The sequence below is a fragment of the Dactylosporangium sp. NPDC049140 genome, from assembly GCF_040648435.1.
The window spans coordinates 37,743-59,063 of the sequence record NZ_JBEZDS010000033.1 but is presented as its reverse complement, the minus strand read 5'-3'; the positions used below and the strand labels follow the sequence as shown (position 1 = coordinate 59,063).

At 72.1% G+C, this 21,321-nt stretch carries 22 protein-coding genes; 11 read left to right on the top strand and 11 right to left on the bottom strand.

Going from position 1 to position 21,321, the window contains the following annotated elements; genetic code table 11:
- Window positions 1-4: 4 nt before the first annotated feature.
- The gene (hrpB, locus tag AB0B76_RS38540) at window positions 5-2,284 is read right to left on the bottom strand and encodes an ATP-dependent helicase HrpB (protein WP_360384963.1); all 2,280 of its coding nucleotides are present in this window, start codon (window positions 2,282-2,284) and stop codon (window positions 5-7) included.
- A 17-nt stretch (window positions 2,285-2,301) separates the two neighbouring features.
- Here hrpB and AB0B76_RS38535 point away from each other — a divergent pair, with 17 nt between their 5' ends.
- On the top strand, window positions 2,302-3,096 hold the full coding sequence (locus AB0B76_RS38535; RefSeq protein WP_360384961.1) for a DNA-formamidopyrimidine glycosylase family protein: 795 nt from the start codon (window positions 2,302-2,304) through the stop codon (window positions 3,094-3,096).
- 84 nt (window positions 3,097-3,180) lie between these two features.
- Window positions 3,181-3,636, top strand: coding sequence for a hypothetical protein (locus tag AB0B76_RS38530; protein WP_360384959.1), 456 nt, complete (start codon window positions 3,181-3,183; stop codon window positions 3,634-3,636).
- A gap of 70 nt (window positions 3,637-3,706) precedes the next feature.
- On the opposite strand, the gene AB0B76_RS38525 is transcribed toward AB0B76_RS38530, so the two are convergent.
- The 3 genes from AB0B76_RS38525 to AB0B76_RS38515 form a co-directional block, all read right to left on the bottom strand.
- On the bottom strand, window positions 3,707-6,103 hold the full coding sequence (locus AB0B76_RS38525) for a hypothetical protein (protein ID WP_360384957.1): 2,397 nt from the start codon (window positions 6,101-6,103) through the stop codon (window positions 3,707-3,709).
- 119 nt (window positions 6,104-6,222) lie between these two features.
- Entirely contained in the window at window positions 6,223-6,543 is a 321-nt protein-coding gene (locus AB0B76_RS38520) for a hypothetical protein (RefSeq protein ID WP_360384955.1), read from the bottom strand.
- Entirely contained in the window at window positions 6,540-7,064 is a 525-nt protein-coding gene (locus AB0B76_RS38515; RefSeq protein WP_360384953.1) for a DUF6232 family protein, read from the bottom strand. The genes AB0B76_RS38520 and AB0B76_RS38515 overlap by 4 nt, the downstream gene beginning before the upstream one ends.
- A gap of 79 nt (window positions 7,065-7,143) precedes the next feature.
- On the opposite strand from AB0B76_RS38515, the gene AB0B76_RS38510 reads away from it, so the two are divergent.
- Together AB0B76_RS38510 and AB0B76_RS38505 are read left to right on the top strand one after the other, a co-directional pair.
- Window positions 7,144-7,308, top strand: a complete 165-nt coding sequence (locus AB0B76_RS38510; protein WP_360384951.1) for a hypothetical protein — start codon at window positions 7,144-7,146, stop codon at window positions 7,306-7,308.
- A gap of 3 nt (window positions 7,309-7,311) precedes the next feature.
- Window positions 7,312-8,037, top strand: a complete 726-nt coding sequence (locus AB0B76_RS38505; protein WP_360384949.1) for a peptidoglycan-binding domain-containing protein — start codon at window positions 7,312-7,314, stop codon at window positions 8,035-8,037.
- Between the two features lie 46 nt (window positions 8,038-8,083).
- On the opposite strand, the gene AB0B76_RS38500 is transcribed toward AB0B76_RS38505, so the two are convergent.
- Both AB0B76_RS38500 and AB0B76_RS38495 read right to left on the bottom strand, forming a co-directional pair.
- Complete coding sequence (locus tag AB0B76_RS38500; protein ID WP_360384947.1) at window positions 8,084-8,233, bottom strand: zinc-binding dehydrogenase; 150 nt, start codon at window positions 8,231-8,233, stop codon at window positions 8,084-8,086.
- A 189-nt stretch (window positions 8,234-8,422) separates the two neighbouring features.
- The gene (locus tag AB0B76_RS38495; RefSeq protein ID WP_360385081.1) at window positions 8,423-8,974 is read right to left on the bottom strand and encodes a hypothetical protein; all 552 of its coding nucleotides are present in this window, start codon (window positions 8,972-8,974) and stop codon (window positions 8,423-8,425) included.
- A 789-nt stretch (window positions 8,975-9,763) separates the two neighbouring features.
- On the opposite strand from AB0B76_RS38495, the gene AB0B76_RS38490 reads away from it, so the two are divergent.
- Both AB0B76_RS38490 and AB0B76_RS38485 read left to right on the top strand, forming a co-directional pair.
- Window positions 9,764-11,404 (top strand): GH25 family lysozyme, encoded by a 1,641-nt coding sequence (locus tag AB0B76_RS38490; protein ID WP_360384945.1) that lies wholly within the window; start codon window positions 9,764-9,766, stop codon window positions 11,402-11,404.
- Between the two features lie 310 nt (window positions 11,405-11,714).
- Window positions 11,715-12,563 carry a hypothetical protein gene (locus AB0B76_RS38485; protein WP_360384943.1) on the top strand — a complete coding sequence of 283 codons (849 nt, stop codon included), beginning with the start codon at window positions 11,715-11,717 and terminating at the stop codon, window positions 12,561-12,563.
- 180 nt (window positions 12,564-12,743) lie between these two features.
- Here the strand turns inward: AB0B76_RS38485 and AB0B76_RS38480 are convergent, their stop codons facing one another.
- Window positions 12,744-13,385 carry an NAD(P)H-binding protein gene (locus AB0B76_RS38480; RefSeq protein ID WP_360384941.1) on the bottom strand — a complete coding sequence of 214 codons (642 nt, stop codon included), beginning with the start codon at window positions 13,383-13,385 and terminating at the stop codon, window positions 12,744-12,746.
- Window positions 13,386-13,963: 578 nt separating this feature from the next.
- Window positions 13,964-15,124, bottom strand: coding sequence for a nitroreductase/quinone reductase family protein (locus tag AB0B76_RS38475; RefSeq protein ID WP_360384939.1), 1,161 nt, complete (start codon window positions 15,122-15,124; stop codon window positions 13,964-13,966).
- A 92-nt stretch (window positions 15,125-15,216) separates the two neighbouring features.
- Between AB0B76_RS38475 and AB0B76_RS38470 the strand changes: the two genes are divergently transcribed.
- The 4 genes from AB0B76_RS38470 (at window position 15,217) to AB0B76_RS38455 (ending at window position 17,869) form a co-directional block, all read left to right on the top strand.
- Entirely contained in the window at window positions 15,217-16,071 is an 855-nt protein-coding gene (locus AB0B76_RS38470) for a hypothetical protein (RefSeq protein ID WP_360384937.1), read from the top strand.
- A 92-nt stretch (window positions 16,072-16,163) separates the two neighbouring features.
- Window positions 16,164-17,039, top strand: coding sequence for an AraC family transcriptional regulator (locus tag AB0B76_RS38465; protein ID WP_360384935.1), 876 nt, complete (start codon window positions 16,164-16,166; stop codon window positions 17,037-17,039).
- Between the two features lie 107 nt (window positions 17,040-17,146).
- Window positions 17,147-17,632: an SRPBCC family protein gene (locus AB0B76_RS38460; RefSeq protein ID WP_360384933.1), complete on the top strand. Its 486-nt coding sequence runs from the start codon at window positions 17,147-17,149 to the stop codon at window positions 17,630-17,632.
- A 99-nt stretch (window positions 17,633-17,731) separates the two neighbouring features.
- Entirely contained in the window at window positions 17,732-17,869 is a 138-nt protein-coding gene (locus AB0B76_RS38455) for a hypothetical protein (RefSeq protein ID WP_360384931.1), read from the top strand.
- On the opposite strand, the gene AB0B76_RS38450 is transcribed toward AB0B76_RS38455, so the two are convergent.
- Both AB0B76_RS38450 and AB0B76_RS38445 read right to left on the bottom strand, forming a co-directional pair.
- Complete coding sequence (locus AB0B76_RS38450) at window positions 17,854-18,510, bottom strand: response regulator transcription factor (RefSeq protein ID WP_360384929.1); 657 nt, start codon at window positions 18,508-18,510, stop codon at window positions 17,854-17,856. The genes AB0B76_RS38455 and AB0B76_RS38450 overlap by 16 nt on opposite strands.
- Complete coding sequence (locus tag AB0B76_RS38445) at window positions 18,507-19,619, bottom strand: histidine kinase (protein WP_360384927.1); 1,113 nt, start codon at window positions 19,617-19,619, stop codon at window positions 18,507-18,509. The genes AB0B76_RS38450 and AB0B76_RS38445 overlap by 4 nt, the downstream gene beginning before the upstream one ends.
- Window positions 19,620-19,780: 161 nt before the next feature.
- Between AB0B76_RS38445 and AB0B76_RS38440 the strand changes: the two genes are divergently transcribed.
- Entirely contained in the window at window positions 19,781-20,464 is a 684-nt protein-coding gene (locus AB0B76_RS38440; protein ID WP_360384925.1) for a hypothetical protein, read from the top strand.
- A 297-nt stretch (window positions 20,465-20,761) separates the two neighbouring features.
- Here the strand turns inward: AB0B76_RS38440 and AB0B76_RS38435 are convergent, their stop codons facing one another.
- Window positions 20,762-21,280 (bottom strand): VOC family protein, encoded by a 519-nt coding sequence (locus AB0B76_RS38435; protein WP_360384923.1) that lies wholly within the window; start codon window positions 21,278-21,280, stop codon window positions 20,762-20,764.
- Window positions 21,281-21,321: the final 41 nt, after the last annotated feature.

The window sequence follows — 21,321 nt, the reverse complement described above, 5'->3', positions numbered from 1 at the left end:
TGAGTCAGCGGCGCGGGTTCGCCCGGCGCGTCGGCGGGGCCGTTGTCGGATCCTCGGGCCAGGGGTGGCGCGGGTATCGGCCGCGCATTTCCCCGCGTACCTGTGGATAGGCGTTGCGCCAGAACGAGGCGAGGTCGCGGGTCACGGCCAGCGGGCGCCCCGCGGGCGAGAGCAGGTGCAGCAGCACGGGCCGGTGCTGCACCTCCGGGGTTGTTTCGAGCCCGAACATCTCTTGTACCTTGACCGCCAGCACCGGCCCCTCGGGGTCGCCGTAGTCCAGCCGCACCGCCGACCCGCTCGGCACCGTGAGCCGCTCGGGAGCGAGCCGGTCGAGGTCCTTCGCCTGCGGCCACGGCAGCCGGGCCTGCAGCGCCGTGTGCACGTCGGTGCCGTCCGCCATCGCCTCGATGAGCGCCTCGTCGCTCACGTCGGGCCACGGCGCCCCGGCCGCGCGGTGCAGGAACGCGAGCCGGTGCCGCAGCGGCGTCCACGGCACGCCCTCGCGCCGCAGCCGCTCCCGCCGCGCGGCCGCGGCCAGCTCGGCCGGGGCCGCGCCGATCGTCTTCTCCGACAGCACGATCGCGCCGAGCCGCTCGACCCGCTTCACGCCCGCCGCGCTCGCCTCGTCCGCGGTGACCAGCAGCGCGGCCGCGACCTCGCGGGCGATGTCCTCGTCGATCGCGGCGGCGAGCCGGATGCGCGCGTTGACCCGTCCGGACGGGCGGTCGGCGGCGGCGATGGCCAGCCACGGGTGGCCCTGCAGCGGCGACCCGGGCGCGAGCTCGGCCTCGGTCCCGCTGGCCATGAGGTAGGCGTCGCGGCGGCGCCGGGCGATGCGCTCCGGGTACGCCAGGCCCGCGATGACGCCCGCGGCGCGGTCGGCAGCCGTGGCGCGCTCGACCGGGTTCTCGATCATGCGGTACAACAGCGAGGCCTCGTGCCGCCAGCGATCAGTCGTCCGCCGTACCGCCGCCACGTCATCGGACGGGTTGGAGTCCTCGGCGAGCACCGCCACCACCTCGGCCGCGTTGCGGGCGCCCACGATCGGCGCCCCGTCCAGCAGCGCCCGGGCCAGCCGCGGGTGCGCGCCCACCCGCGCGATGCGCCGCCCGCGCCCGGTCGCGCGCCCGTCCCCGTCGATCGCCCCGAGGGCGTGCAGCGTCTGGGTCGCCACGCTCATCGCGGCCGCGGGCGGCTCGTCGGGCAGCGCCAGCCCGCGCCCGCCGGGGCTGCCCCAGCACGCGAGCGCGAGGGCGAAGCCGGTGAGCTCGGCGGTGCGCACCTCCGGCTCGGGGTGGGCCGGGAGCCGCTCGTCGTCGGCCTCGGACCAGCACTTGTACACCACGCCGGCCCCCTCCCGCGCGGCGCGCCCGGCCCGCTGGACGGTGCTGGCCTTGGCGGCCCGGACGGTCACGAGCGCGCCCAGCCCGCGGGCCAGGTCGATCCGCGGCACGCGCGCGAGCCCCGAGTCGACGACGACCCGCACGCCGGGCACGGTCAGGCTGCTCTCGGCCACCGCGGTCGCCACGATCACGCGCCGCTCCGCGCGCCGCAGCGCCCGGTCCTGCTCGGCCGCGGGCAGCCGGCCGTGCAGGGGCACGCTCGGGATCCCGGCCAGCCCCCGGCGCACCCGCTCGATCTCGGCGACCCCGGGGACGAACACGAGGATGTCGTGCCCGGTCTCGTGCCAGGCCTGCCGCACCACCTGCGCGACGTGGTCCATCGTGAGGGGCCGGCGCTTCGGCGGTACCCACCGGATCTCGATCGGGAAGAGCGGGCTCTCGACGTCGATGACCCCGGCGCCGGGAAGGGTCTTGCCGGGGGTCGCCGTCGCGGCGAGCAGCCCGAGGTCGGGCCGGATCGTGTCGCGCGCCTCGATCAGGAACGCGGTCGCGAGGTCGGTGTCCAGGTGCCGCTCGTGGCACTCGTCGAGCATCACCACGTCGACGCCGGGCAGCTCGGGGTCGGCGAGCAGCCGCTGGACGAGCAGCCCGGTCGTGACCACCTCGATCCGCGTCTCGCGGCTGACCCGGCGGTCGCCGCGCACCGAGTACCCGACGCTCTGCCCCACCCGCTCCCCGCGCAGCTGGGCCATGCGCTGCGCGGCCGCGCGGGCCGCGATGCGCCGCGGCTCGGCGACGAGCACCCGGCCCTCGAAGGCGAGCGGCACCAGCGTCGTCTTCCCGGTCCCGGGCGGCGCCACGAGCACGGTGGGCCCCCGCCGCACCTGGGCGACGACTTGATCCAGCACACGGGTGACCGGCAGGGATTCCACGACGCTCATCTTGTACCGTCGCCGGAGTGCCCGAGCTGCCAGAGGTCGAGTCCGCGCGCGCCGTCCTGCAGCGGCACGCCCTGAACCGCCCCATCACCGACGTCGACGACACCGACACGTGGGTCTGCCGCCCCCACGCGCCCGGCGCGATCCGCGACGCGCTGCTCGGCGTCTCGCTGACCGCCGCCAACCGCCGCGGCAAGAGCATGTGGCTCGACTCCACCGGCCCGGTCCTGGGCATCCACCTCGGCATGTCGGGCAAGATCGTGGCCATCGACGAGTCGGGCGGCGAGACCGACGGCGGCGACTACTGGCAGCGCGGCCGCGCCCCGGGCGACCATCGGTTCGCGCGCTTCTCGCTCTCCTTCGCCGACGGCACCCGCCTGCTGCTGGTCGACCCGCGCCGCCTCGGCCGCGTCCGCCTCGACCCGCCGGTGGAGCACCTCGGCCCGGACGCGCGCGACATCACGCCGTCGCAGTTCCGCTCGGCCCTGGCCCGCGGAACGGCCCCGGTGAAGGCGCGGCTGCTCGACCAGGAGGCACTGGCCGGCGTCGGCAACCTGCTCGCCGACCAGATCCTCTGGCTGGCCAAGGTGAACCCGTCGCGGCCGGTGGACGAGCTGACCCGGCCCGACCTGGACCGGCTGCACCGCGCCCTGCGCAAGGCCGTGGAGTCGGCCGTCGCGGAGGGCGGCGTGCACACGCTCTCGGTCGTATCGGCCCGGCACGGGGGCGGCGCGTGCCCGCGCTGCGGAACCCCGATGCAGCGAGCGACGGTGGGTGGCCGCACGACGTGGTGGTGCCCGCGCGAACAGCCCTGACACACCGCGCGGCGCGACGAGGCGGGCGGCCCCCGGTCGTCCGGCCCTGTTCAGGTTGGGCGGGCGGGGCGGACAATGGCCGGTGTGGCGTGGCTGAGCGTTGCTCCCGCGGACCGTGAGGAGCGTGGGGTCCGGCGCAAGGGCGCCGTGCTGGTCCTGGCCGCCCTGACCGTGGTCGCGGCCGTGGCGGCGGCGGTGGTCATTCTCGTCGACCGGGGCGAGGACGATCCGGTTCCGCACCGGGGCGAGCAGAAGGCCACCTTCCGGTCCGCCGACGGCCGGATCGAGGCGGCCATCTACCGGTTCAACCCCGTCGGCCGGTTCGGCCCGGTCACCGAGGTGGTCCTGCGCCCGGCTGGTGCCACGGCGAGCCGCGACATGGTGTCGTTCGGCTGCACCGATGACGACGACGGCCTGAGCATCGTCGCCGTCACGGTGGGGGCGGACCGCATCGTCACCCGCAACTACAACGGCGCCGAGCGGACCATCGCCTTCGACCCGCGAACGCTGCGCCCGGAAGCCACTCTGGGCTCCTGCTAGAGCGCCGGGCCGCGCGGCGTTTGCCGCACGGCCCGGTTCCGTGCTCAGGACGGGCTCACGCCTTCCTTGGTCAGGATGGGTTCACCCAGATCGAGAAGTAGGCGCTTCCCGAGTTGAGACCGCCCGCGGTGCGGCTTCGCACCTGCAGGCCGTGCGAGTAGGACGACTGTGGCGCCCAGGTGACCGAGGCCGTGCCGTCGGCGCCGACCGGGATCGTGCGCTCCGGCTCGCCGTCGAACGAGTACACGAACTCGGTGCTCCCGCTCAGGTGCGCGGTGAAGGTGAACGTGCCCGTCTGCCCGACGTTGCCGCCGTTCGGCCACTGGTACACGTCCGAGGTGACCGTCGGCTCGAGCGACTTCACGCGGAAGGAGAAGTAGCCCCAGTCCGACACCAGCCCGTTGGCGCTCGTGCTGCGCACCAGCAGCGCGACCCAGCCGCCGGGCGGATTGGCGGACGGGTCGGGCGTCCAGTGCACCGTGGCCGTGCCGTCGGGGCCCGCCGTGACCGTCTGCTCCTCGGCGGCGCCGAACTTGTACGAGTACGACACCACGTTTGCCGCCGTTGGCCGGAACACGAACGCGCCCTCGATGCCGGGCCCGCCGCCGCCGTCACCGTCACCGAGCGGGTAATCCGCCGACGAGGCGGTCGGTGCGATCGAGGACGGGTAGAACGACCACCCGGTCTCCTCCGACTCGACGCCGTCCGCGGTCCGGCTGATCACCGTGATGCTCTGGCCGTACGCGCTGGTGGGCGTGTACGGGATCGTCACCGAGCCGTCCGGGCCGGCGGCGACCGTCTGCGGCGGCCGCTCGTCATCCTGGTACTGGTTGAACTGGTAGGTGTACTCGACCACGCCGTGCATGTGCGGCTTGAGCGTGAAGTGGCCGGCGGTGCCGACCGGCGCGCCCGGGGAGCCGTCGAACGGCCACTCGGCCGACTCGACGACCGGCCGCGTGTCGATGAGGAACCACTGCGAGTTCTGGCCGGACTTCACGCTGCTCGCGGTGGTTGAGTACACGGTGAGCACGGCGCCGCTCGCCGGGGTCACCGTCACCTGCGCCGTGCCGTCCGCGGCGGCCGGAACCGTCTGGGCCGCGCCGTCGTCGACCTGGTACGTGTAGCTGACCGTGTTTTCCATGTTCGGCCGGAACGTGAGGTGGTGCGGGTCGCCGAGCCACGCGTCGGGGTCGGCGTCGTCGATCCCGGGCGCGTTGAAGCGCACGAAGATCCGGTAGTAGACCGTGTCCGAGACGTGGCCGGCGCGGTCGAGGCTCTCCACGAGCAGCGTCACGAGCCCGGCGCGTGACGGCGTGAACTGGATCGAGGCCGACCCGCCCGGCGCCGCCGCGGCGACGTACTGGGTCGGGGAGTTCTCGCCGTAGCGGTACCCGGTGACGTCGTCCACGCCGTTGGCCGAGAACGTGACGGTGCCGGGGATGCCGGGGCCGCCGTGCTGCTCGCCGTCGGACGGGTAGTCGGCCGAGGTGACGACCGGCGGCTGGGCGGGCCGCGTGGCGTCGACGGTGAACCGGCACTCGTCGCTCCACGCCGACACGTCCGCGTCGTCGCGCCCGCGCACGGCGAACGCGTAGGTGCCGTTGTCCTGCAGGAGGCCGGCCGGGACGGTGCCGAAGGCCCGCGCCGGCGCGACGCCGGCCCAGTACTCGGGCAGCTCGACCCGGTCCTGCGGCCGGTCGACCGGCCACACGGCGAACGTGGCGTAGGCGTAGTCGCTGCCACCGGTGTCGTTCACGTCGGGGTCGGTGAGCCAGGCGTTCAGCGTCGGCGTGGTCGTGCCGATGTACAGCGGCGCGCCGGCGTCGCAGGAGCGCCCGTCGACGGTGAGCTGCGAGGGCACCCCGGGTGCCGAGTTCGCCTTGACGATCAGCGCCGGGTCGCGCTGCACCCGCCGGCCGTAGCGCACGTTGGCCTCGAGCCGCTCGGGCACCCGCAGCTCGAACGTTATGGTCTTCTTCCCGGCCGCGACGGCGTCGCGGATCGTGTTGCCGAGCTCGGCCTCGAGGTAGCTGGCCGGGCAGATGGTGCCGCCGAACGTCGCGACCTTGGCCCGCTCGCGCGGGGGCCGGTTCCACGAGGCGTTCGACGCCACCGGGTCGGTGGTCCACAGCTGCAGGCTGCGCGTCTTGCCGCAGTCGTTGGCCTGGGTCTCGGAGATGATGAAGCCGTTCGCGATGATCCGCTGGCCCTTGTACGCGCTGATGTCGTAGGTGAAGTAGGACCTCGACACGTGCTTGCCGTTGTGGTCCTTCCACGCCCCGACCGGCGCGTCGGTGCTCTGATTGACGTAGGCCTTGTTGGGAGTCCGGGAGTCCGTGTACATCCAGCTGGTGGGCCGCAGTGCCCGCTGGGTCGTGGCGTGGGCCGCGCCAGGGGCGACCACCACCGCCCCGGCGAGCCCGACGACCACCGAGACCAGCCCGGCGACGAAACGTTTACCAGACATTTGGAGCTGCCACCCCCGTCGATTCGACGAATGTCGAATGAAACGGTAGACCGGTCGGGCGGTCCGGCGCAGCCCTGTTTCTCCAATGTGGACAGAGCGGCACAATCGCTGCGCGGTGGTTACATTCCGAGCGCGGCGGCCACCTGACGGACGGCCTGGATCACCGGGGCGCCCACCTGGCCCACGACCGTGGCCACGCCCGCGACCGCGCCCAGCGCGCGGCGCAGGGTGCCCGGGTCCTGGTCCGGACCGGCCGCGAGGACCTGCAGCTGCTCGTCGACCAGCCGCCGGTCGGCCGGAGGCACCTGGGCGCGCAGCAGCTGCACGGCGCGCAGCAGGTCGCGGAAGGCGGCGTCCGGGTCGCGCCCGCCGTGGTGCTCGATGCGGCCGACGCTGTGCTCGCCGTACTGGTTGTACTGATCTCCGCCGACGTAGTTCACGAGCTCACCCTTCCGACGCTGTTGCGGCCGAGCTGGTTGTACTGGTCGCCCATCACGAAGTTGGTGACGGTGTGGGAGAACGTCGCCGCCGGGTTGTTGATGGCGGCGACGATCTCGGCGACCAGCGTGTTGAGCAGAGCGCGGTCGCCGCTGATGACGGCGCGGTGGGTCGCGCCGGCGGTCTCGATGATCAGGGCCCACAGGCTGCGCCGGCTCAGCAGCGCCAGGAGCATGACCAGACGCACCAGGATCAGCACGCCGACGAGGCCGCCGACCGCCTTGATCGCGAGGTCGGTCTGGTCGTCGGTCTGCAGCACGCCGCCGACGAACAGGCCCACCAGTACGATCACGCCGAGCAGGAGCCAGAAGAACGTGTGGGCGATGAAGCGCCCGACGGCGGCACCTTTGCGGTACACGACGTCGGCGGTCGAGACGCGCGAGATGTTCGAGAGCGGGTAGGCCTCGGAACCGATCCAGAGGACCCGCTGGCGCACGCCGACCTCGATCCGTTCGGTTTTCATGCGGTACAGATGCCGCGGTTTTCGTCTTGATACGTGCCGCTGCGGCGTATCAGGCGGGGCGCCCCGGCATCCGACTGGTATGACCGAACCCATTGAGTTCGCGGCCGATGAGACCGCACCGCGCGACAGTCAACCCGTCATCCCCGACTTCGAGGGCGCGCCCGACCCGGAGGCGGAGATCGTCCTGCAGGCGCTCGTCGCCACCGGCTCCTTCCGGGGCAACGCCGAAACGCCGGAGGGGTGAACGATGAGCGTCAACGCACCCGGCCTCACGCTCCTGCGCCGGTACGCCGACGAGCAGATCGGCAAGGAGCACTTCCTCGGCATCGTCGGCGATGTCAACCACACCTCCGGCTACCACCTGGGCCCCGATCGCATCCACGGCCCGGACTACTCGATGAAGCTCGACCGCGACGTGTCGGGCGCGCGCACCTTCCCGACGGCGGCGTGCGCGTACGACATCGGGATGGGCTGGCCGGCCGCCCGCGCCTGGCTGGCCTGGCTCGTCAACGAGTGCCGCTCCGGCGCCTTCCCGCAGGTCCGCGAGATCATCGGCTCCCTGGACGGCGTGCACAAGCAGTACTTCGGCCACAAGAACGGCTTTGCCACCGAGGCGTACGACGGCGACAACCACGTCTCGCACTCGCACATCAGCGTGTTCCGCGACACGGCGGCCACGGACCACAGCCCGCTGCTGCGCCGCTTCTTCGAGCGCACCCCGAGCCGCGCGGCCCCGCCGTTCCCGGGCCGCCTGCTCAAGTTCACCGAGGGCCAGCCGCGCCCGCGCGGCGAGGACGTGCGCACGTGGCAGGCGCGCATGCTGGCGCTGGGCTTCACGATCGAGGTGGACGGCATCTACGGCCCGAAGTCGCGGGCGGTGGCGGTCGATTTCCAGCGCCGGCACGGTTTGCAGCCGGACGGGATCGTGGGCCCGAAGACGTGGGCCGCGTCGTTCGCCCAGCCTGTCGGCTGAGCCCGGCCCCGAGCCGGGTGGCGCGACGGTTGCCGCGCGACCCGGCTCATCGGCGGGGTACGGTCACCACGATCTTGCCGATCTGGGATCCGGACTCGAGCCGGCGGTGGGCCTCGACGATCTCCGCCAATGAGAAGGTGGAGTCGATGACCGGCCGTAGGACCTCGCCGGCGACGCCGTCGAGAATCCAATCCACGGCGACTCTGCGGCGTTCGGGGTCGGCGGTTGAATGCCGAGCAGAGGGCGATGCCGGAAGCGGCGAGCGGAGCTGTCGGCTACACCGTGGCGGCCTTCGCACTGAAAGCGGCAATCGAATTGGCGATGGCGTCGTCGGGGTGAAGGACCAGTCCGAGTCGCGCCAGCCGTTCGTGGAAGGCGTCCATTCCTAGGCCGCCGCGGTGCGGGCGGCCGCGAGTTCAGGAAAGCGATTCTCCCAGCGGCGACGGAGCTGAGGCGGAAGCCAAAGCTCCGGCCAGAGCCGCACCAGCGTGGCCCCGTCGATCCAGTCGCGCAGATCATCCACGGTGGCTGCTTCGTTCAAGACGGTTCTGTACATCGAGGCGAGCCGAGCGGGCCGGTCGAGCACATATTCCGGGCTGCCGGACCAGTCGAGATGGTGCGGCAGTGCCACGGTGCCGACGATGGGGCCGTGCAGTTCCTCGAGCGTCTCGGCGACGAGGTACGGCTTCCGGTCGCCGTACGGCACATAGTCGGCCGGTGGCCGAACCGCCGAGTGGACCGCCTTGCGGCGGCTCACGTTGGCGGCGAGCCGAGCGTCGGGATTGAGCGCCTGTCGTATGGTCTCGCGGCTGTAGCCGGTCACACGCTGCAGGTCGACGGCTCTCCAGCCGGCGGCGTGGAATGCGCGCAAGACGCCATCGCGTTTGGCGAGGGCGGTCTTCTTGGTCTCGTCATACTCCGCGACGACGGCGCGCAGTTCGTCTTCGCTACGCAGGCCTGGTCAGAAACGAGCGTGGACTTGGCGCGATTTTGCTCTGGGCGGACTGTATGTGGTGGTTCGAACGTTGTGGGAGATGCTGTTCAGCGGAAACTAGCGGCGGGATTGAGGTGCTTCGAGCACGCGGACGTCAGCCTGGGGAGTTGCGCTTGTCGCGAACGCTCAAAGCGCCGCGCGGAAATGGTGTGCGATCCGCTAAAACCGGCCGGCAGACTTGAAGACGTCGGACGCGACGCCTTCAAGCGCAATGCAAAACCGGGCCAACCCGGACGTGCCACGAGAAGTCCCCGCAGATCAAGCAGGCGAGGATTTATGGAGCGCAACCCCTTTGAGTAGAGCCTGCTGCTGTATTGCGGCGGGATCAGGTGGCCGTGGCGCGTGCGAAGGCGGCGGACGAGGTTCTGAACAATCATGTACGTCGCTTGGTGGATGCGGCGCCGCCGCTGACGGAACCAGCGTGCGGAGCTCGCCGTGGTGTTCCGGCCGGTATTTGAGGCGGCAGGTGGACCCGCGCCACGCGCGGGTCAAGACCATCCACATCATCAGCCGCCGCCTGCACTGGTCGAACTGGCGCCGTCACCAAGCCCGCGCCCGCCACTCCGCCGAGGGGTCGGAGCATTTGGCGTAACGGTTGGCGCCGTTCGTCCGATGTGCCAACCCTGCTTTCGGTCATCCCGGCCTCGTGCGTTCCGGCGGCCGGGATGTGACATGGATGGTGTCGGGTTGCCCGGGGTAACGCGGTTACGTGTTCGTGCGTACATTCTCCGCATGTCGTTACGGTTCCCGGTGTCCAGGTTGGCCGCGGCCACGTTGCTTGTCCTCGGTGGCGTGCTGGCGCTGGGGTTGGGGGGCGCGTCGGCTCAGTCCGAGGATGATGGGGGCGGATACGCTCAGGCCGGCAATCCGCCGGGTGTGCACGCGAACGTCGTCGCCGGCGCGTCCGCGGCCACTCTGCCGGCGGGCTTCTCGCAGCCGGGTATCGACGTGTCCAGCCACGACCACTCCGTGTATCAGATCGACTGGCCCGGCGTGGCCGCGAGCGGCGTCCGGTTCGCCTACGTCAAGGCGACCGAGGGCACGTACTACACGAATCCGTACTTCCACGCCGACAACACCTCCGCGAAGGGCGCCGGCATCCTCACCGGCGCCTACGCGTTCGCCCGCCCGGACCTGGGCGATCCGGTGGGGCAGGCCAACTACTTCCTCGACCGCGCGGAGTGGGGCAACAACTCCCAGACGCTGGTGCCGTTCCTGGACCTGGAGTGGCCGTACTCCTCGCTCAAACTCCCGGCCTGCTGGAACCTGACGCCGGAGGCGATGGTCGCGTGGATCCGCGGCTTCGTGGACCGGGTGAAGGCCCGCATCGGCCGGGACATGATGATCTACACCAACCCGAACTGGTGGAACCCGTGCACGAACAACTCCACCGAGTTCGGCGCCAACCCGCTCGACGTGGCCGACTTCGGCTCCACGACGGGGCCGCGGGTCATCCCCAGCGGTTGGTCGACGTACGCGATCTGGCAGTACGCGGGCGGGAACAACTCCGCCGGCACCTATGACCGCAACGCGTTCAACGGTGACTATGCGGCTCTGACCCGGCTGGCCGGGGACGTCCCGGCCGACGATCCGCCGGTCGAGTTGCGGGCGAACGCGAACGGGCGGTACGTCAGCACCGACCTCACCAGCTCGGCCACGCTGGCCGCCGGCCGCGACGCGATCGGGCTCTGGGAACGGTACGACGTCCTGAGCGCCGGCAACGGCGACATCGCGCTGCGCTCGCGCGCCAACGGCCTCTACGTGACCGCGGACCTCAACAACGGCGGGCGCCTGGTCGCCAACCGCAGCGCGGTCGGGGCGTGGGAGAGGTTCACGCCGGGTGACAACACCGACGGCACGATCAGCCTGTTCGCGGGGGCCAACGGCCGGTACGTGACCGCCGACATGAACAACGGCGGCCGGCTGGTCGCCAACCGGGACGCGGTCGGGGCCTGGGAGAAGTTCACCAAGGTTCCGCTGCCGACGCTGCTGTCCCTGCGCGCGAACGTCAACGGCAGGATCGTCACCGCGGACCTCGGCCAGAGCGCCACGCTGACCGCGAACCGGGACGCGGTAGGCCCTTGGGAGCAGTACGACGTGATCGACCTCGGCGGCGGCGACGTGGCGCTGCGCGCGCACGCCAACTCGGCGTACGTGACGGCCGACCTGACCAAGGACGGCCTGCTGGTCGCCAACCGCGCCGTGGTCGGCGCCTGGGAGCGGTTCAAGCTGCTCACCAACGCCGACGGCAGCACGAGCATCCTGGCCGGCGCCAACGGCGCGTACGTCACGGCGGACATGAACAACGCCGGCAAGCTCACCGCAAACCGCACGGCGGTCGGCGACTGGGAGAAGTTCACCAAGATCGGCTGATGTTCCGCTCGTCGAAAGGGGCCCCGTGGCCCCTTTCGCTGTTTCCGCCACTGAGGGCGCAGAGTTCTCGCACCAGGCTGAGTTTGAGGAGCTCGACGTCCTCAAGTCCCGCTTCGGCAGCGGCATGGAGAGGGGCACGATGTCAGCAGCTCGGACCCGCCCGCTGCTTGATCGTTCCGGTTTGCGGGTCGCGGTGACACAGCACCGCGGGAACCAGAGCCGCGGCAGTGCTGTCCGGTAGCTGACGTTGGCAGGCGCGGTCGGGTGGCATCGATAACCATTGGGCCACCTCGACCTCGGAAGGGACCCCATGGCACTCCGAGCACGCCGTACCCACGGGCGGATCGGCATGGCGCTGCTGGTGGTCAGTGCCGTCGCCACCGCACTCCTACCGGCAACGGCCGCCCACGCCGACCCGCCGCACCCTCCGCCCACCAACGTCCCCCCGGGAGCCGGCTGGTCGGCGAACTGGCACTACGAGGACCCGACCGACGCGCAGGGCACGTTGGCGTACTCGATGCGGATACCGAGTGTCACCCTGGACGGGTACGGGTGGGACAGCGACACCACTCGCGACATCGGCTTCTCCCTCACTGACACGTCGCCCGACCCGAGCCTGTGCGCCTGGCTCACAGTCACCGGCAACGACGAGTCGTACTACTGGGTCGCCTGCGACGGCACTGTCAGTGCGAGCTTCCACGACACGACGCCCGGCGACTACACCGTGGTTCTCCAACTGCGCGACTACTACGACACGTGGCACGAGACGGCAAAGATGATCCTGCCGTCCGGCTCCAACTACCCCGAACTACGCATGTGGCCGTACCACGGCGGTTGGGAGTTCCTGAGCCCGAGTGTCGTGCACTACAGCCTGCAACGGCCCGGCGTGGTCATCGACGGGTACGCCACCGGGTGGCCGACCAGCACGGCATCGACAACCACCAACGCCTCCACCTGTTCGGTCACCGCCGCGTACGAGGTCGACTACAACCCGGGCACCCTGGGGTACCAGACCACCTGCGTCGGCGCGCCTGCGGCATTCGCGGTCACCGCGCTCTACGGGTTCAAGATCATGAGCTGTCTGACCACCGGTCGGACCTATCGGCTGCCGGGGATTCCGGTGTACGGCAACAGGTGCGTGTCCCTGTACGTCCTCTAGTGTCGAACCCTCGCTGCCAGCTTGGGAGCATCCGACTCCCAAGCACAGCGCCGGCGAGGACGTGCAGGTCATCCCGGCCGACGCCGTCGGCCTGCTCAACCGGGGCAAGCTCGACGCGAGCCAAGCGGCACTGGCGCAGTTCCTCCCGACTCGACGGCATCCGGGCCCGGTTTGCTCCGGTCAGTAGGCGACGCTGATCCGGGTCTTGGGGTGCCCGGCCGTCTCGATCTCGTCGATGAACGCGACGGCGTAGTCCTCGGTGCTGATGCGGCTGTTGCCTTCGGCGTCGGTCAGCAGGGCGTCACCGCCGACGCGGAAGGCTCCGGTGCGTTCGCCGGGGGCGATGTTCGCGGCTGGGGAGATGTAGGTCCAGTCCGGGTCGTCGACCTCGTCCAGGTTGGCGAGCAGGTCGGCGTGGGCCTGGGCTTCGGCCTTGAGCTCGGCCGGGAAGCCGGGCGTGTCCTTCAGGACCGTGTCCGGCGCCACCTGGAGTGAGCCGGCACCGCCAACGATGACGACACGGCGCACACCACCGGCGCGGGCGCCGTCGAGCAAAGCGTCGTACATGGCGAAGAACGGGGCGCGCGGGTCCCGGCTGTCCCGCGGCGGCACCACCGCCGACGCCACGACGTCGGCCCCCTGGGTCAGTTCGGCAACCGTTCCGGCCGACGTGGCGTCCGCCGCCACCGCGGTCAGCAGCGGGCTGTCGACGGGGGCGCCTCCGGAGCGGGAGACAGCCACGACCTCATGGCCACGGCGTACCGCCTCGGCCGCGATCGGGCTGCCTACCATGCCGGTGGCGCCGAACAACACGATCTTCATGGGATGTTCCTCATCTCCCCTTGAATGGTCAGGTCGTCCCGGCGTACAGCACCTGCTCGCGGTACGCGTCGCCGGGCGCCGGGGCGTACATCAGCGCCTCGTGCCGTGCATCCCGAAGACACCAGGGCGCGGAAAGGCGAACCACGCGTACCCCGGCAGCGGGTGAGATCCACGGCAACCGTCATCGGCTCGTCCTCCCGCGAGGCGTTGCGGTGCCCTTCCCGGGCGGCTTGCCGGCAAACCCCTCCACAGCGGATTTCGATGGGTTTCAACCGTGCTCGGCCGTTCCTGGACCCGCCCCGCCCATCCCCGGCGGCGAGGGCCGCATAAGACGCGCGCACCTCGAACACCTGCTGCGCGCCGTGTCCGCGATCGTGGACGAAGACGCCAGCCGACGGCAGGGCGGTCCATTGCGGATCTGACCCGGGCTCGACGGCGACCGACGGGCGCCGGTGCCCTACTGGGCGCCGACGCCCGTCACCGGGCGGTGCGTGTTTGTCGTCGGCGGACGGGGAGCTTCACCGTGGCCGTCGGTGTGGCCGCACCCGCTGGTCTGGTCTGGGCGGAACTGGCGCGGCTCAGCTGCGGCGCAGCAGGAGCAGGAACTCGGCCGTGCCGTGGTCGGCCAGCGAGCCGAACGCTCCGTAACCCTCGGGCCCGGTCAGGCTGTAGTCGGCGAAGGCGACCGGCAGGGACCCGGCGGCATCGAGGCCGTCGCCGTCCCGGCGTACCGACAGGTCGACGGTGACGGTCCGGGTAACGCCGTGCAGGGTGAGCATCCCGGTGACGGTGACGGTCGCGCCGGCGGCGCCCGGCTCCAGCGCGATGGGCTGGGTCAGCTCGACGGTGGCGTCCGGGTACCGTCCGGTGTCGAGGCTGATGTCGAACTGGGGTGCCGGCTTGTCGCCGCCGGCGGTCAGGGCGCGCAGGCCGATCCGCAGGTGCGCCGCGGTGACCCGGTCGGCGGCGACGGTGACGGTTCCGGTGACGTCGGCGGTGCGGCCGACGACCTCGCTCGTGAGCCCGACGACGGTCTGGCGGATCCGGAAACCGGCGAGCGACCCGGCGACGGGTCCGTAGGCGCCGTCCAGGGGTCCCGCCGGTGAGGTGGTGGACGCCGGCAGGCTCAGCGGCGACGGTACCGGCGTCAGCTTCACCGCCGCCACGACCGTGGCGACAAGTAGCAGCGCGAGCGTCGCGAGACCGGCGAGCGTCCAGCGCAGCCACCGGCGCCGCCGCCGGACCGGTGTGGCACCGGGCGGCGTTGTGGGCTCGATGCGGAACACGGGGTACCGGGCCGCGATCGCCTCGAACTCGGCGAGGGGCGCGTCGCGGTCGACCGGGACGTGTGGGCGGGCGCCGGGTACCTGCTGCAGGTAGCGCTTGAGGATCGGGGCGCGCTCGGCGGCGGGCAGCTCGACCAGCTGCCGGGCTCGGGCGCGGCCGTGCCGGATCGTCACCCGGCCGCCGGCGGCGCGCACGTTGCGGACCCAGTTGCAGTCGTTGCCCAGCATCGATACCAGGTACCACCGGCCGTCCCAATCGGCGAGGCCGAGCGGGAAGCGGGTCGTCCGGCCCGTGCGCCGGCCCGGCACCTCGAGCGTCACCCAGCGGCGGGGCAAAAGGCCGGCGCCCTGCACGGCGGCCCAGAGGCGGGCGAAGCGGCGGGCCGTGGCGTTGCCCCGGCCGCCGGTGTACATGGCGCGCAGCTGGTCGTCGGTGTACAGCAGGCCTGGCATGTTGTGCTCCCCTCATCGGCGTCTGTCACTGAGCGTCGCCGAGTTGGGACTTGAGACCCAGAGTCTAAAGTCCCGATGTTAGGTTTCGAGGCATGCCGCACGAGTTCGTCGCCCCGACCGGCCTTGGCCGGCGCCGGCGCCGCCTGTCCGACGAGGAGACCCGCGCGCGGATGCTGCGGACGGCGCTGGAGACGATCAACCGGACCGGGCTGGCGGCGAGCCTCGACCACATTCGCTTCGAGGACGTCATCCGCGACGCGGACGTGGCGCGCAGCACCGCGTACCGGCACTGGCCCTACCGCGACCTGTTCCTCGGCGACGTCATCAAGGAGCTGGCCCGCACCGCCACGCCGGAGATCCTGGCCGACGAGGTGGCCCTGATCCGCCAGATCCTCGCCGAGCACGCGGACTGGCTGCGGACCCCGGCGCAGCGGCATGCGCTGATGCTCGAGATGATCCGTCGACTGGCTCTGCTGGACTTCCAGACCGTGCTGGCCTCGCCCGGCTGGCGGACGTATCTTGCCCTGCACGCGACCTTCTCCGGCCTGGCGGACGGTGAGCTGCGCGAGCAGGTCCGGGCGGCGCTGGCCGAGGCCGAGGCCGGTCACACCGCGCTGGTTGCCGAGGCCTGGCGGCAGATCACCACGCTGCTGGGCTATCGGCTGCGCCCGCAGCTCGACGCCGGCTTCGACACCCTCGCCACGCTGCTCGCCGCGACCATGCACGGCCTGGTGCTCAGCGCGCTGGCGACGCCGGAGATCGCCACCCGGGTGACCATGACCAGCCCGCCCGGCGCGGCCGGCACCCAGCCGTGGTCGCTACCGGCAATCGGGATCGCCACCGTGGCCATGGGCTTCCTCGAGCCGGACCCGGACGCCGAGTGGGACGACGAGCGCCTGGCCGCGATCCACGCCACCCTCGACACCTGGGCGACCCGGCGGCCCTGACCGGCCCTCGCGGCATTGCGCCCGGGCCGAGGAGCGCCCACGACGTCGGCGGTGGGGTGCTGACCCCGCCGCCCGGCTACCCTCGGAGGATCATGAACCGGCACAGTCGATTCGACATGGGCGGCTACGCCGGGCTGGGCCTCGAACGGCTCGTCGACCGCTCGCTGTCCAGCTGGAGCCACCCGGGATGGCGGGCCCTGCTGGTTCAGCGCTTCGCGCATCCCGCCGCCGTCGAGGAACTCGTCCTGCCGCCGTCGACCGACCGGCACCTGTGGCTCGTGACGGCCGGCGCCGGACGCATGCACGTCGACACCGGGAGCGGCTGGCGCACCGCACCGATCGCGCCGGGGCGGCTCGGGTTCGCCGTTCCCGGGGTGGCGACCCGCGTCCGGTACGAGACCACCGAGCCGATGCGGACCGTTCAGGTGCACCTGCCCGCCGACGCGATCGAGCGGGCGGCCGCGTCGCTCGGCGTGCCCGCGTCGGCCGTGGTGCGGTCGGAGCGGGACGGTGGGGCGTTCCTCGGCGCGATGCTTACGTCGCTGGCCTCGGCCGCCGAGGCGGGCCTCGACGGGCTGTACGCCGACACGGCCGCGGAGTTCCTGGCCGTTCATCTCGTGACGGCTGGCGCCGGGCCGGCCGGGCACACCGGTCGAGAGGACGCCCGGGTGCGCGCGGCGATCGCCTACATGCGCGAGCGGTTGGACCAGCCGGTGCGCCTCGCCGACCTCGCCGCGCACGTGCGGCTCAGCCCGTTCCACTTTCTGCGGGTCTTCAAGCGGACCACGGGGGAGACGCCGGCCCGCCATCTCCAACGGATGCGCATCGCGCACGCCACGCGGCTGCTGGCCGCAGGCATGACCGTGAGCCAGGTGGCCCGGCGGTGCGGGTTCGGCAGTCCGGGGCATCTGTCGGCCGCTTACCTGCGGGCGACGGGCGTGCGGCCGTCGGCCCACCGGTCGGGATAGGGCGGCGGCCGGGGTGTCGACGGCAGCGGCGTACCGGCGCAATATCCGACACCAGGTGCGCAACGCGGTGCATGTCGCCGGGGCGGGGTCGTTCCTAGTGTCGGGCCGTGCCGAACAGTTATCGCGTTTCCGCCCGTTCCGCTGCCGCCCCGGATGCCGTCTACCGGCTGCTGCTCTCGGCGGGCACATGGCCGTTGTGGTCCCCGATCGACGCGGCCGAGGTCGAGAACGGGACGGATCCCGGCCGGCTGGCGCGGGTCGGCGACACCAGGATCTTCCGCACCGGGCGGGCGGTTTCCCGGGAGCGCGTCGTCGAACTGGTTACTGACCGGCGCTTCGGCTACGAGATCGTCGGCGGGCGCACGTTCCGTTCCTACCGGGGCCTCGTCGAACTCGCATCGGACGGCCGGGGCGGCACGACCGTCACGTGGTCGGCGACTTTCCAGCCGGCCGTGCGGTTCACCGGCCCGTTCTGGGAGTGGTTCCTGACCCGCTTCATGCGACGTATGGCCGCCGGCCTGGCCGCGCACGCTGTCGCCTCCACCGCCCCGCGTGAACCGGACGCCGGCTCCGATCCGATGATGGGGATCTGAACTCCGAACCCGAGCCGAGCGAGCGACGCGGACCTGTTGACGGCGACCGCTGCCGGAGGCCCGCGCCGCGTACGAGGCGTTCTACCGGCGCCACGGGCCGTGCTGGATGGCGAACTCAGCGGTGTCCGGCGCCGGGTCGTGGTCACGGTCACCGACGGCGGTCCCGGCCCGGCGTACCCGTTCGCCGGGCTGCTGCCGGTCGGCTTCACCGTCCGGCTCACTCAGCGCGCCCCGTGACGCAGGCCGGCCTCGTGCGCCACGACGATCGCCTGGGCCCGGTCGCGGACGTCGAGCTTGGCCAGGATGTGCCGGACGTGCGTCTTCACGGTGGCCATGCTGATGACCAGCTCCGCGGCGATCTCGGCATTCGACAGGCCGGCACCGATGCGGGTCAGGACCTCCAGCTCCCGCTCGCTGAGCTCGGCGACACCGGCGGGCGGCGCCGGCGGCCGCGGCGGCCGCGCTGCGAAATGGTCCATGAGCCGGGCCAGCACACTCGGCGCCATGACCGGCTCGCCGTCGACCGCACGGCGTACCGCGTCGGCGAGGCCCTCCGACGTCACGTCCTTGAGCAGGAAACCGACCGCCCCGGCCCGCAGGGCGCTGACGACGTGCTCGTCGGCGTTGAACGTGGTGAGCGCGATGACCGGGGTGCGGCGGCCGTCGCCGCCGGCGACGATGCGCTGGGTCGCCTCGACGCCGTCCAGCACCGGCATGTGCAGGTCCATGAGCACGACGTCGGGCCGCTTCTCATCGACGGCCGCGATCGCGGCGGCGCCGTCGCCCGCCTCTGTCACCTCGAACCCGGCCAGTTCGAGAATCAGCCGCAGGCCCTGCCGTACCAGGGCCTGGTCGTCGACGACCAGAACGCGGATCATCGCGCCCCCGCGGCGGGCAGCGTCACCTGTACCTCGAACGAGCCGTCGCGGACCGCGGCGGTGAACGTGCCGCCGAGCAGCTCGGCCCGGTGCCGCATGCCGGCCAGGCCTCGCCCCGGCACCGGCTGCGCACGACCGTCCACCGGGTTGGCCGCGGTGACGGTGACGGTGTCCAGCGCCCAGTGCACGCCGACCGCGACCGCCCGGCCGGGCGCGTGCCGGCCGGCATTGGTAAGGCACTCACGGACGATGCGGTGCACCGCCAGCCAGACCGGTGTCTCGCCCGGCCACGGCACGCCGGTGAGCGCGAGGGAGTTGGCCACCCCGGCCGCGTCCGCCCGCCGCGCGAGCTCGGCCAGCCCCTCGGCGGTCGCGTCGGTCGGGTCGGTCGGCGGCGCCACGACGTCGAGCGCCCAGCGGATCTGGCGCAGGGTCCGGTGCGAGGTCTCGCGGATCGCCTCGACGGGTGCGGCGGCCCGCTCCGGGGCCAGCCGCAGCGCCGCGGACGCCGCCTCGGCCTGCACGGCGATAAGGGTCAGCTCGTGGCCGAGGACGTCGTGCAGCTCCTGGGCGATCCGGGCCCGCTCCTCGCTGACCGCCGCCTCGCGCACCCGGCGCTTCTCGGCCTCCAGCTCGGCGGCCAGCTGCAGCAGCGCCCGGTGCTGCAGGCGCTGGTGGGCGACGAGCTGCCCGGCCGCCACCGGCGCCACGACGGACAGCACCGCGCCGATCACGGCTACTGGCAGCTCGGGGCCGAGCAGCGTGCCGACGGTCCCGGTGACGCAGCCCCACGCGGTGACCGCCCACACGGCGGCGCGCGGCGAGCCGTAGGCGCCAGCGGCGAAGAACTGCAGGACGACGGCGACGTATCCGAGCACGGGGTAGCCGTCGAGCGGGATGAACCAGAACGCGCTCGACACGGCCGCGGACTCCAGCGGATACCGCCGGCGCCAGGCCAGCGGCAGGATCGACCCGAGCACGTAGAGCTCGCCGATCCCCCGATGGGCGATCGGGAACACGAGCGTCTGGGCGAGCGCAATCACGGTCAGCACCGCCGTCAGGACGGCGTCCGACCGTGCCACCCGCAGCCGGGCCACCCACGCGTTCACGACCGCGAGCGTAGGACATCGCCGTTGCGCGCCGCCTCATCCCACGGGCTGATCGGCGCTGCACCGAGAGGCTGAGCTGCGAAGCCGCCCGCGGGTCGATGCCGGCAGAGTGCTCGCCTCCGTACGTTGCTCACACCCAACCACCGTTGAAAGGAACATCGATGACTTCGCCTGTGACCCTGCCGGCCGTCACCGTCACCGCCGGCCCCGTCCGGACCAGCACCCGCTTCGGTCTCGCATTCACCGTCTGCCAGCTGCTCGTGATGATCGCGATGGCGGTCTTCGTCCTGCCGCACGGCGGCTCGCCGTCCGACCCCGCCCTGGAACGCGGGCAGAGCGTGCAGGAGTCGGCCGACCTGTACCGCATCGGCAACTTCGCCTTCATGGCCGCCGGGTCGCTCCTGCTGGGCTTCCTCGGCGCCGTCTGGGCGCGGCTACGCCGGGCCGACAGCAGCGGCGTCCTCGCCACCGTCGCGGTCGCGTCCGGCATCCTCCTCGCGCTGATCTGGCCGATGGCCGGCATGCTGCACGACGTCGCCCTGGAGACCGCGGCCGGCGGCGCCGACCTGCGCATCCTCGCCGGCTGGGACGCCGTGGCGCCGTTCGGCCTGGCGTTCTCGGTGTTCGCCCGGGTGTTCTTCATCGGCGCAATCGCGCTGGGCCTGCGCGCCACCGGCAAGGCCCCGTGGCTGGTCCGCTCGGCCGGCGTCATCGCCCTGCTCAGCCTGGTCGGCAGCGCGACCCTCGTGTCGGGCGCGCTGTTCCCGCTGCTGGCGCTGAGCACGCTCGGCTACGAGCTGTGGGTCGGCGCGCTGGCCTGGCACTGGCTGCGGGACGGCCGGTGAGCGCCGGGGCCTGGGCCGGACCGACCTGACCGCCCCACCAACCAGGCGAACAATTTCGAGCCGGTCGACCCGGCGACGCTGCTATGGTCGCCGGCGAGGCCATGATGGTCCTTCCTTCTCCACTGGGGGAAACCCAGTCTCAAACAGGGCCGTCGCTTTCCTCGCCCCCGTGGCGCTGCCCGTCGGCGACTGGCAGCGCCACGCCGACACAGGCGGGCACCTTCGTCGATTCGGCCAGATGTACCCAACGCTGCACGCAGGACTCGGAGATCCCGAATGTCTTGCCCGGTGCCGGGCTCAGCCGATCAGCGGGCGGCTGACGACGCGGTCGGTGCGGCCGCTCAGCTCTCGGTCCAGGGTCTCCTGTGCGTCGCGCATCGCCTCGGCGTACAACGGTTCGGCGAGCCGGCGCATCCCTTCCTCCGGCGCAATGTCCTCGACCACCGCGCTGATCCACCAGATGTTGCCGAACGGGTCGCGTACCCGGCCGCCCCGCTGACCGAAGGCGTGGGTGGCCGGTGCGGTGACCATGCGGGCTCCGGCGGCGACCGCGCGGTCGATCGCGGCATCGGCATCGGCGACGAAGACCCGCAGCAGCGACGGCATGGCCGGCCAGTCCGGTCGCTGGTCGAAGGCGAGCAGGATGGTGTCACCGACGCGGATCTCGGCGTGGCCGATGGTCCCGTCCTCCAGCGGGACCCGCGCGAGCTCGACGCCGTCGAAGACCGCGGTGATGAAGTCCAGCAGTTGCCCGGTGTCCGGCGTGACGATCCACGGCGCGACGTTCGTGTACTCGGCGGGTGCGGTGTTGTTCATGGCGAATCTCCCTCGTGTCGTCATTTGCGGAACCAGCACCC

Excerpts from the sequence above, each read along its gene's own strand:
- AB0B76_RS38490 (WP_360384945.1), top strand. The coding sequence starts at position 9,764 with ATGTCGTTACGGTTCCCGGTGTCCAGGTTGGCCGCGGCCACGTTGCTT.
- AB0B76_RS38465 (WP_360384935.1), top strand. The coding sequence starts at position 16,164 with ATGAACCGGCACAGTCGATTCGACATGGGCGGCTACGCCGGGCTGGGC.
- hrpB (WP_360384963.1), bottom strand. The coding sequence starts at position 2,284 with ATGAGCGTCGTGGAATCCCTGCCGGTCACCCGTGTGCTGGATCAAGTC.
- AB0B76_RS38475 (WP_360384939.1), bottom strand. The coding sequence starts at position 15,124 with ATGCCAGGCCTGCTGTACACCGACGACCAGCTGCGCGCCATGTACACC.
- AB0B76_RS38440 (WP_360384925.1), top strand. The coding sequence starts at position 19,781 with ATGACTTCGCCTGTGACCCTGCCGGCCGTCACCGTCACCGCCGGCCCC.
- AB0B76_RS38485 (WP_360384943.1), top strand. The coding sequence starts at position 11,715 with ATGGCACTCCGAGCACGCCGTACCCACGGGCGGATCGGCATGGCGCTG.
- AB0B76_RS38510 (WP_360384951.1), top strand. The coding sequence starts at position 7,144 with ATGACCGAACCCATTGAGTTCGCGGCCGATGAGACCGCACCGCGCGAC.
- AB0B76_RS38505 (WP_360384949.1), top strand. The coding sequence starts at position 7,312 with ATGAGCGTCAACGCACCCGGCCTCACGCTCCTGCGCCGGTACGCCGAC.
- AB0B76_RS38480 (WP_360384941.1), bottom strand. The coding sequence starts at position 13,385 with ATGAAGATCGTGTTGTTCGGCGCCACCGGCATGGTAGGCAGCCCGATC.
- AB0B76_RS38515 (WP_360384953.1), bottom strand. The coding sequence starts at position 7,064 with ATGAAAACCGAACGGATCGAGGTCGGCGTGCGCCAGCGGGTCCTCTGG.
- AB0B76_RS38470 (WP_360384937.1), top strand. The coding sequence starts at position 15,217 with ATGCCGCACGAGTTCGTCGCCCCGACCGGCCTTGGCCGGCGCCGGCGC.
- AB0B76_RS38525 (WP_360384957.1), bottom strand. The coding sequence starts at position 6,103 with ATGTCTGGTAAACGTTTCGTCGCCGGGCTGGTCTCGGTGGTCGTCGGG.
- AB0B76_RS38450 (WP_360384929.1), bottom strand. The coding sequence starts at position 18,510 with ATGATCCGCGTTCTGGTCGTCGACGACCAGGCCCTGGTACGGCAGGGC.
- AB0B76_RS38435 (WP_360384923.1), bottom strand. The coding sequence starts at position 21,280 with ATGAACAACACCGCACCCGCCGAGTACACGAACGTCGCGCCGTGGATC.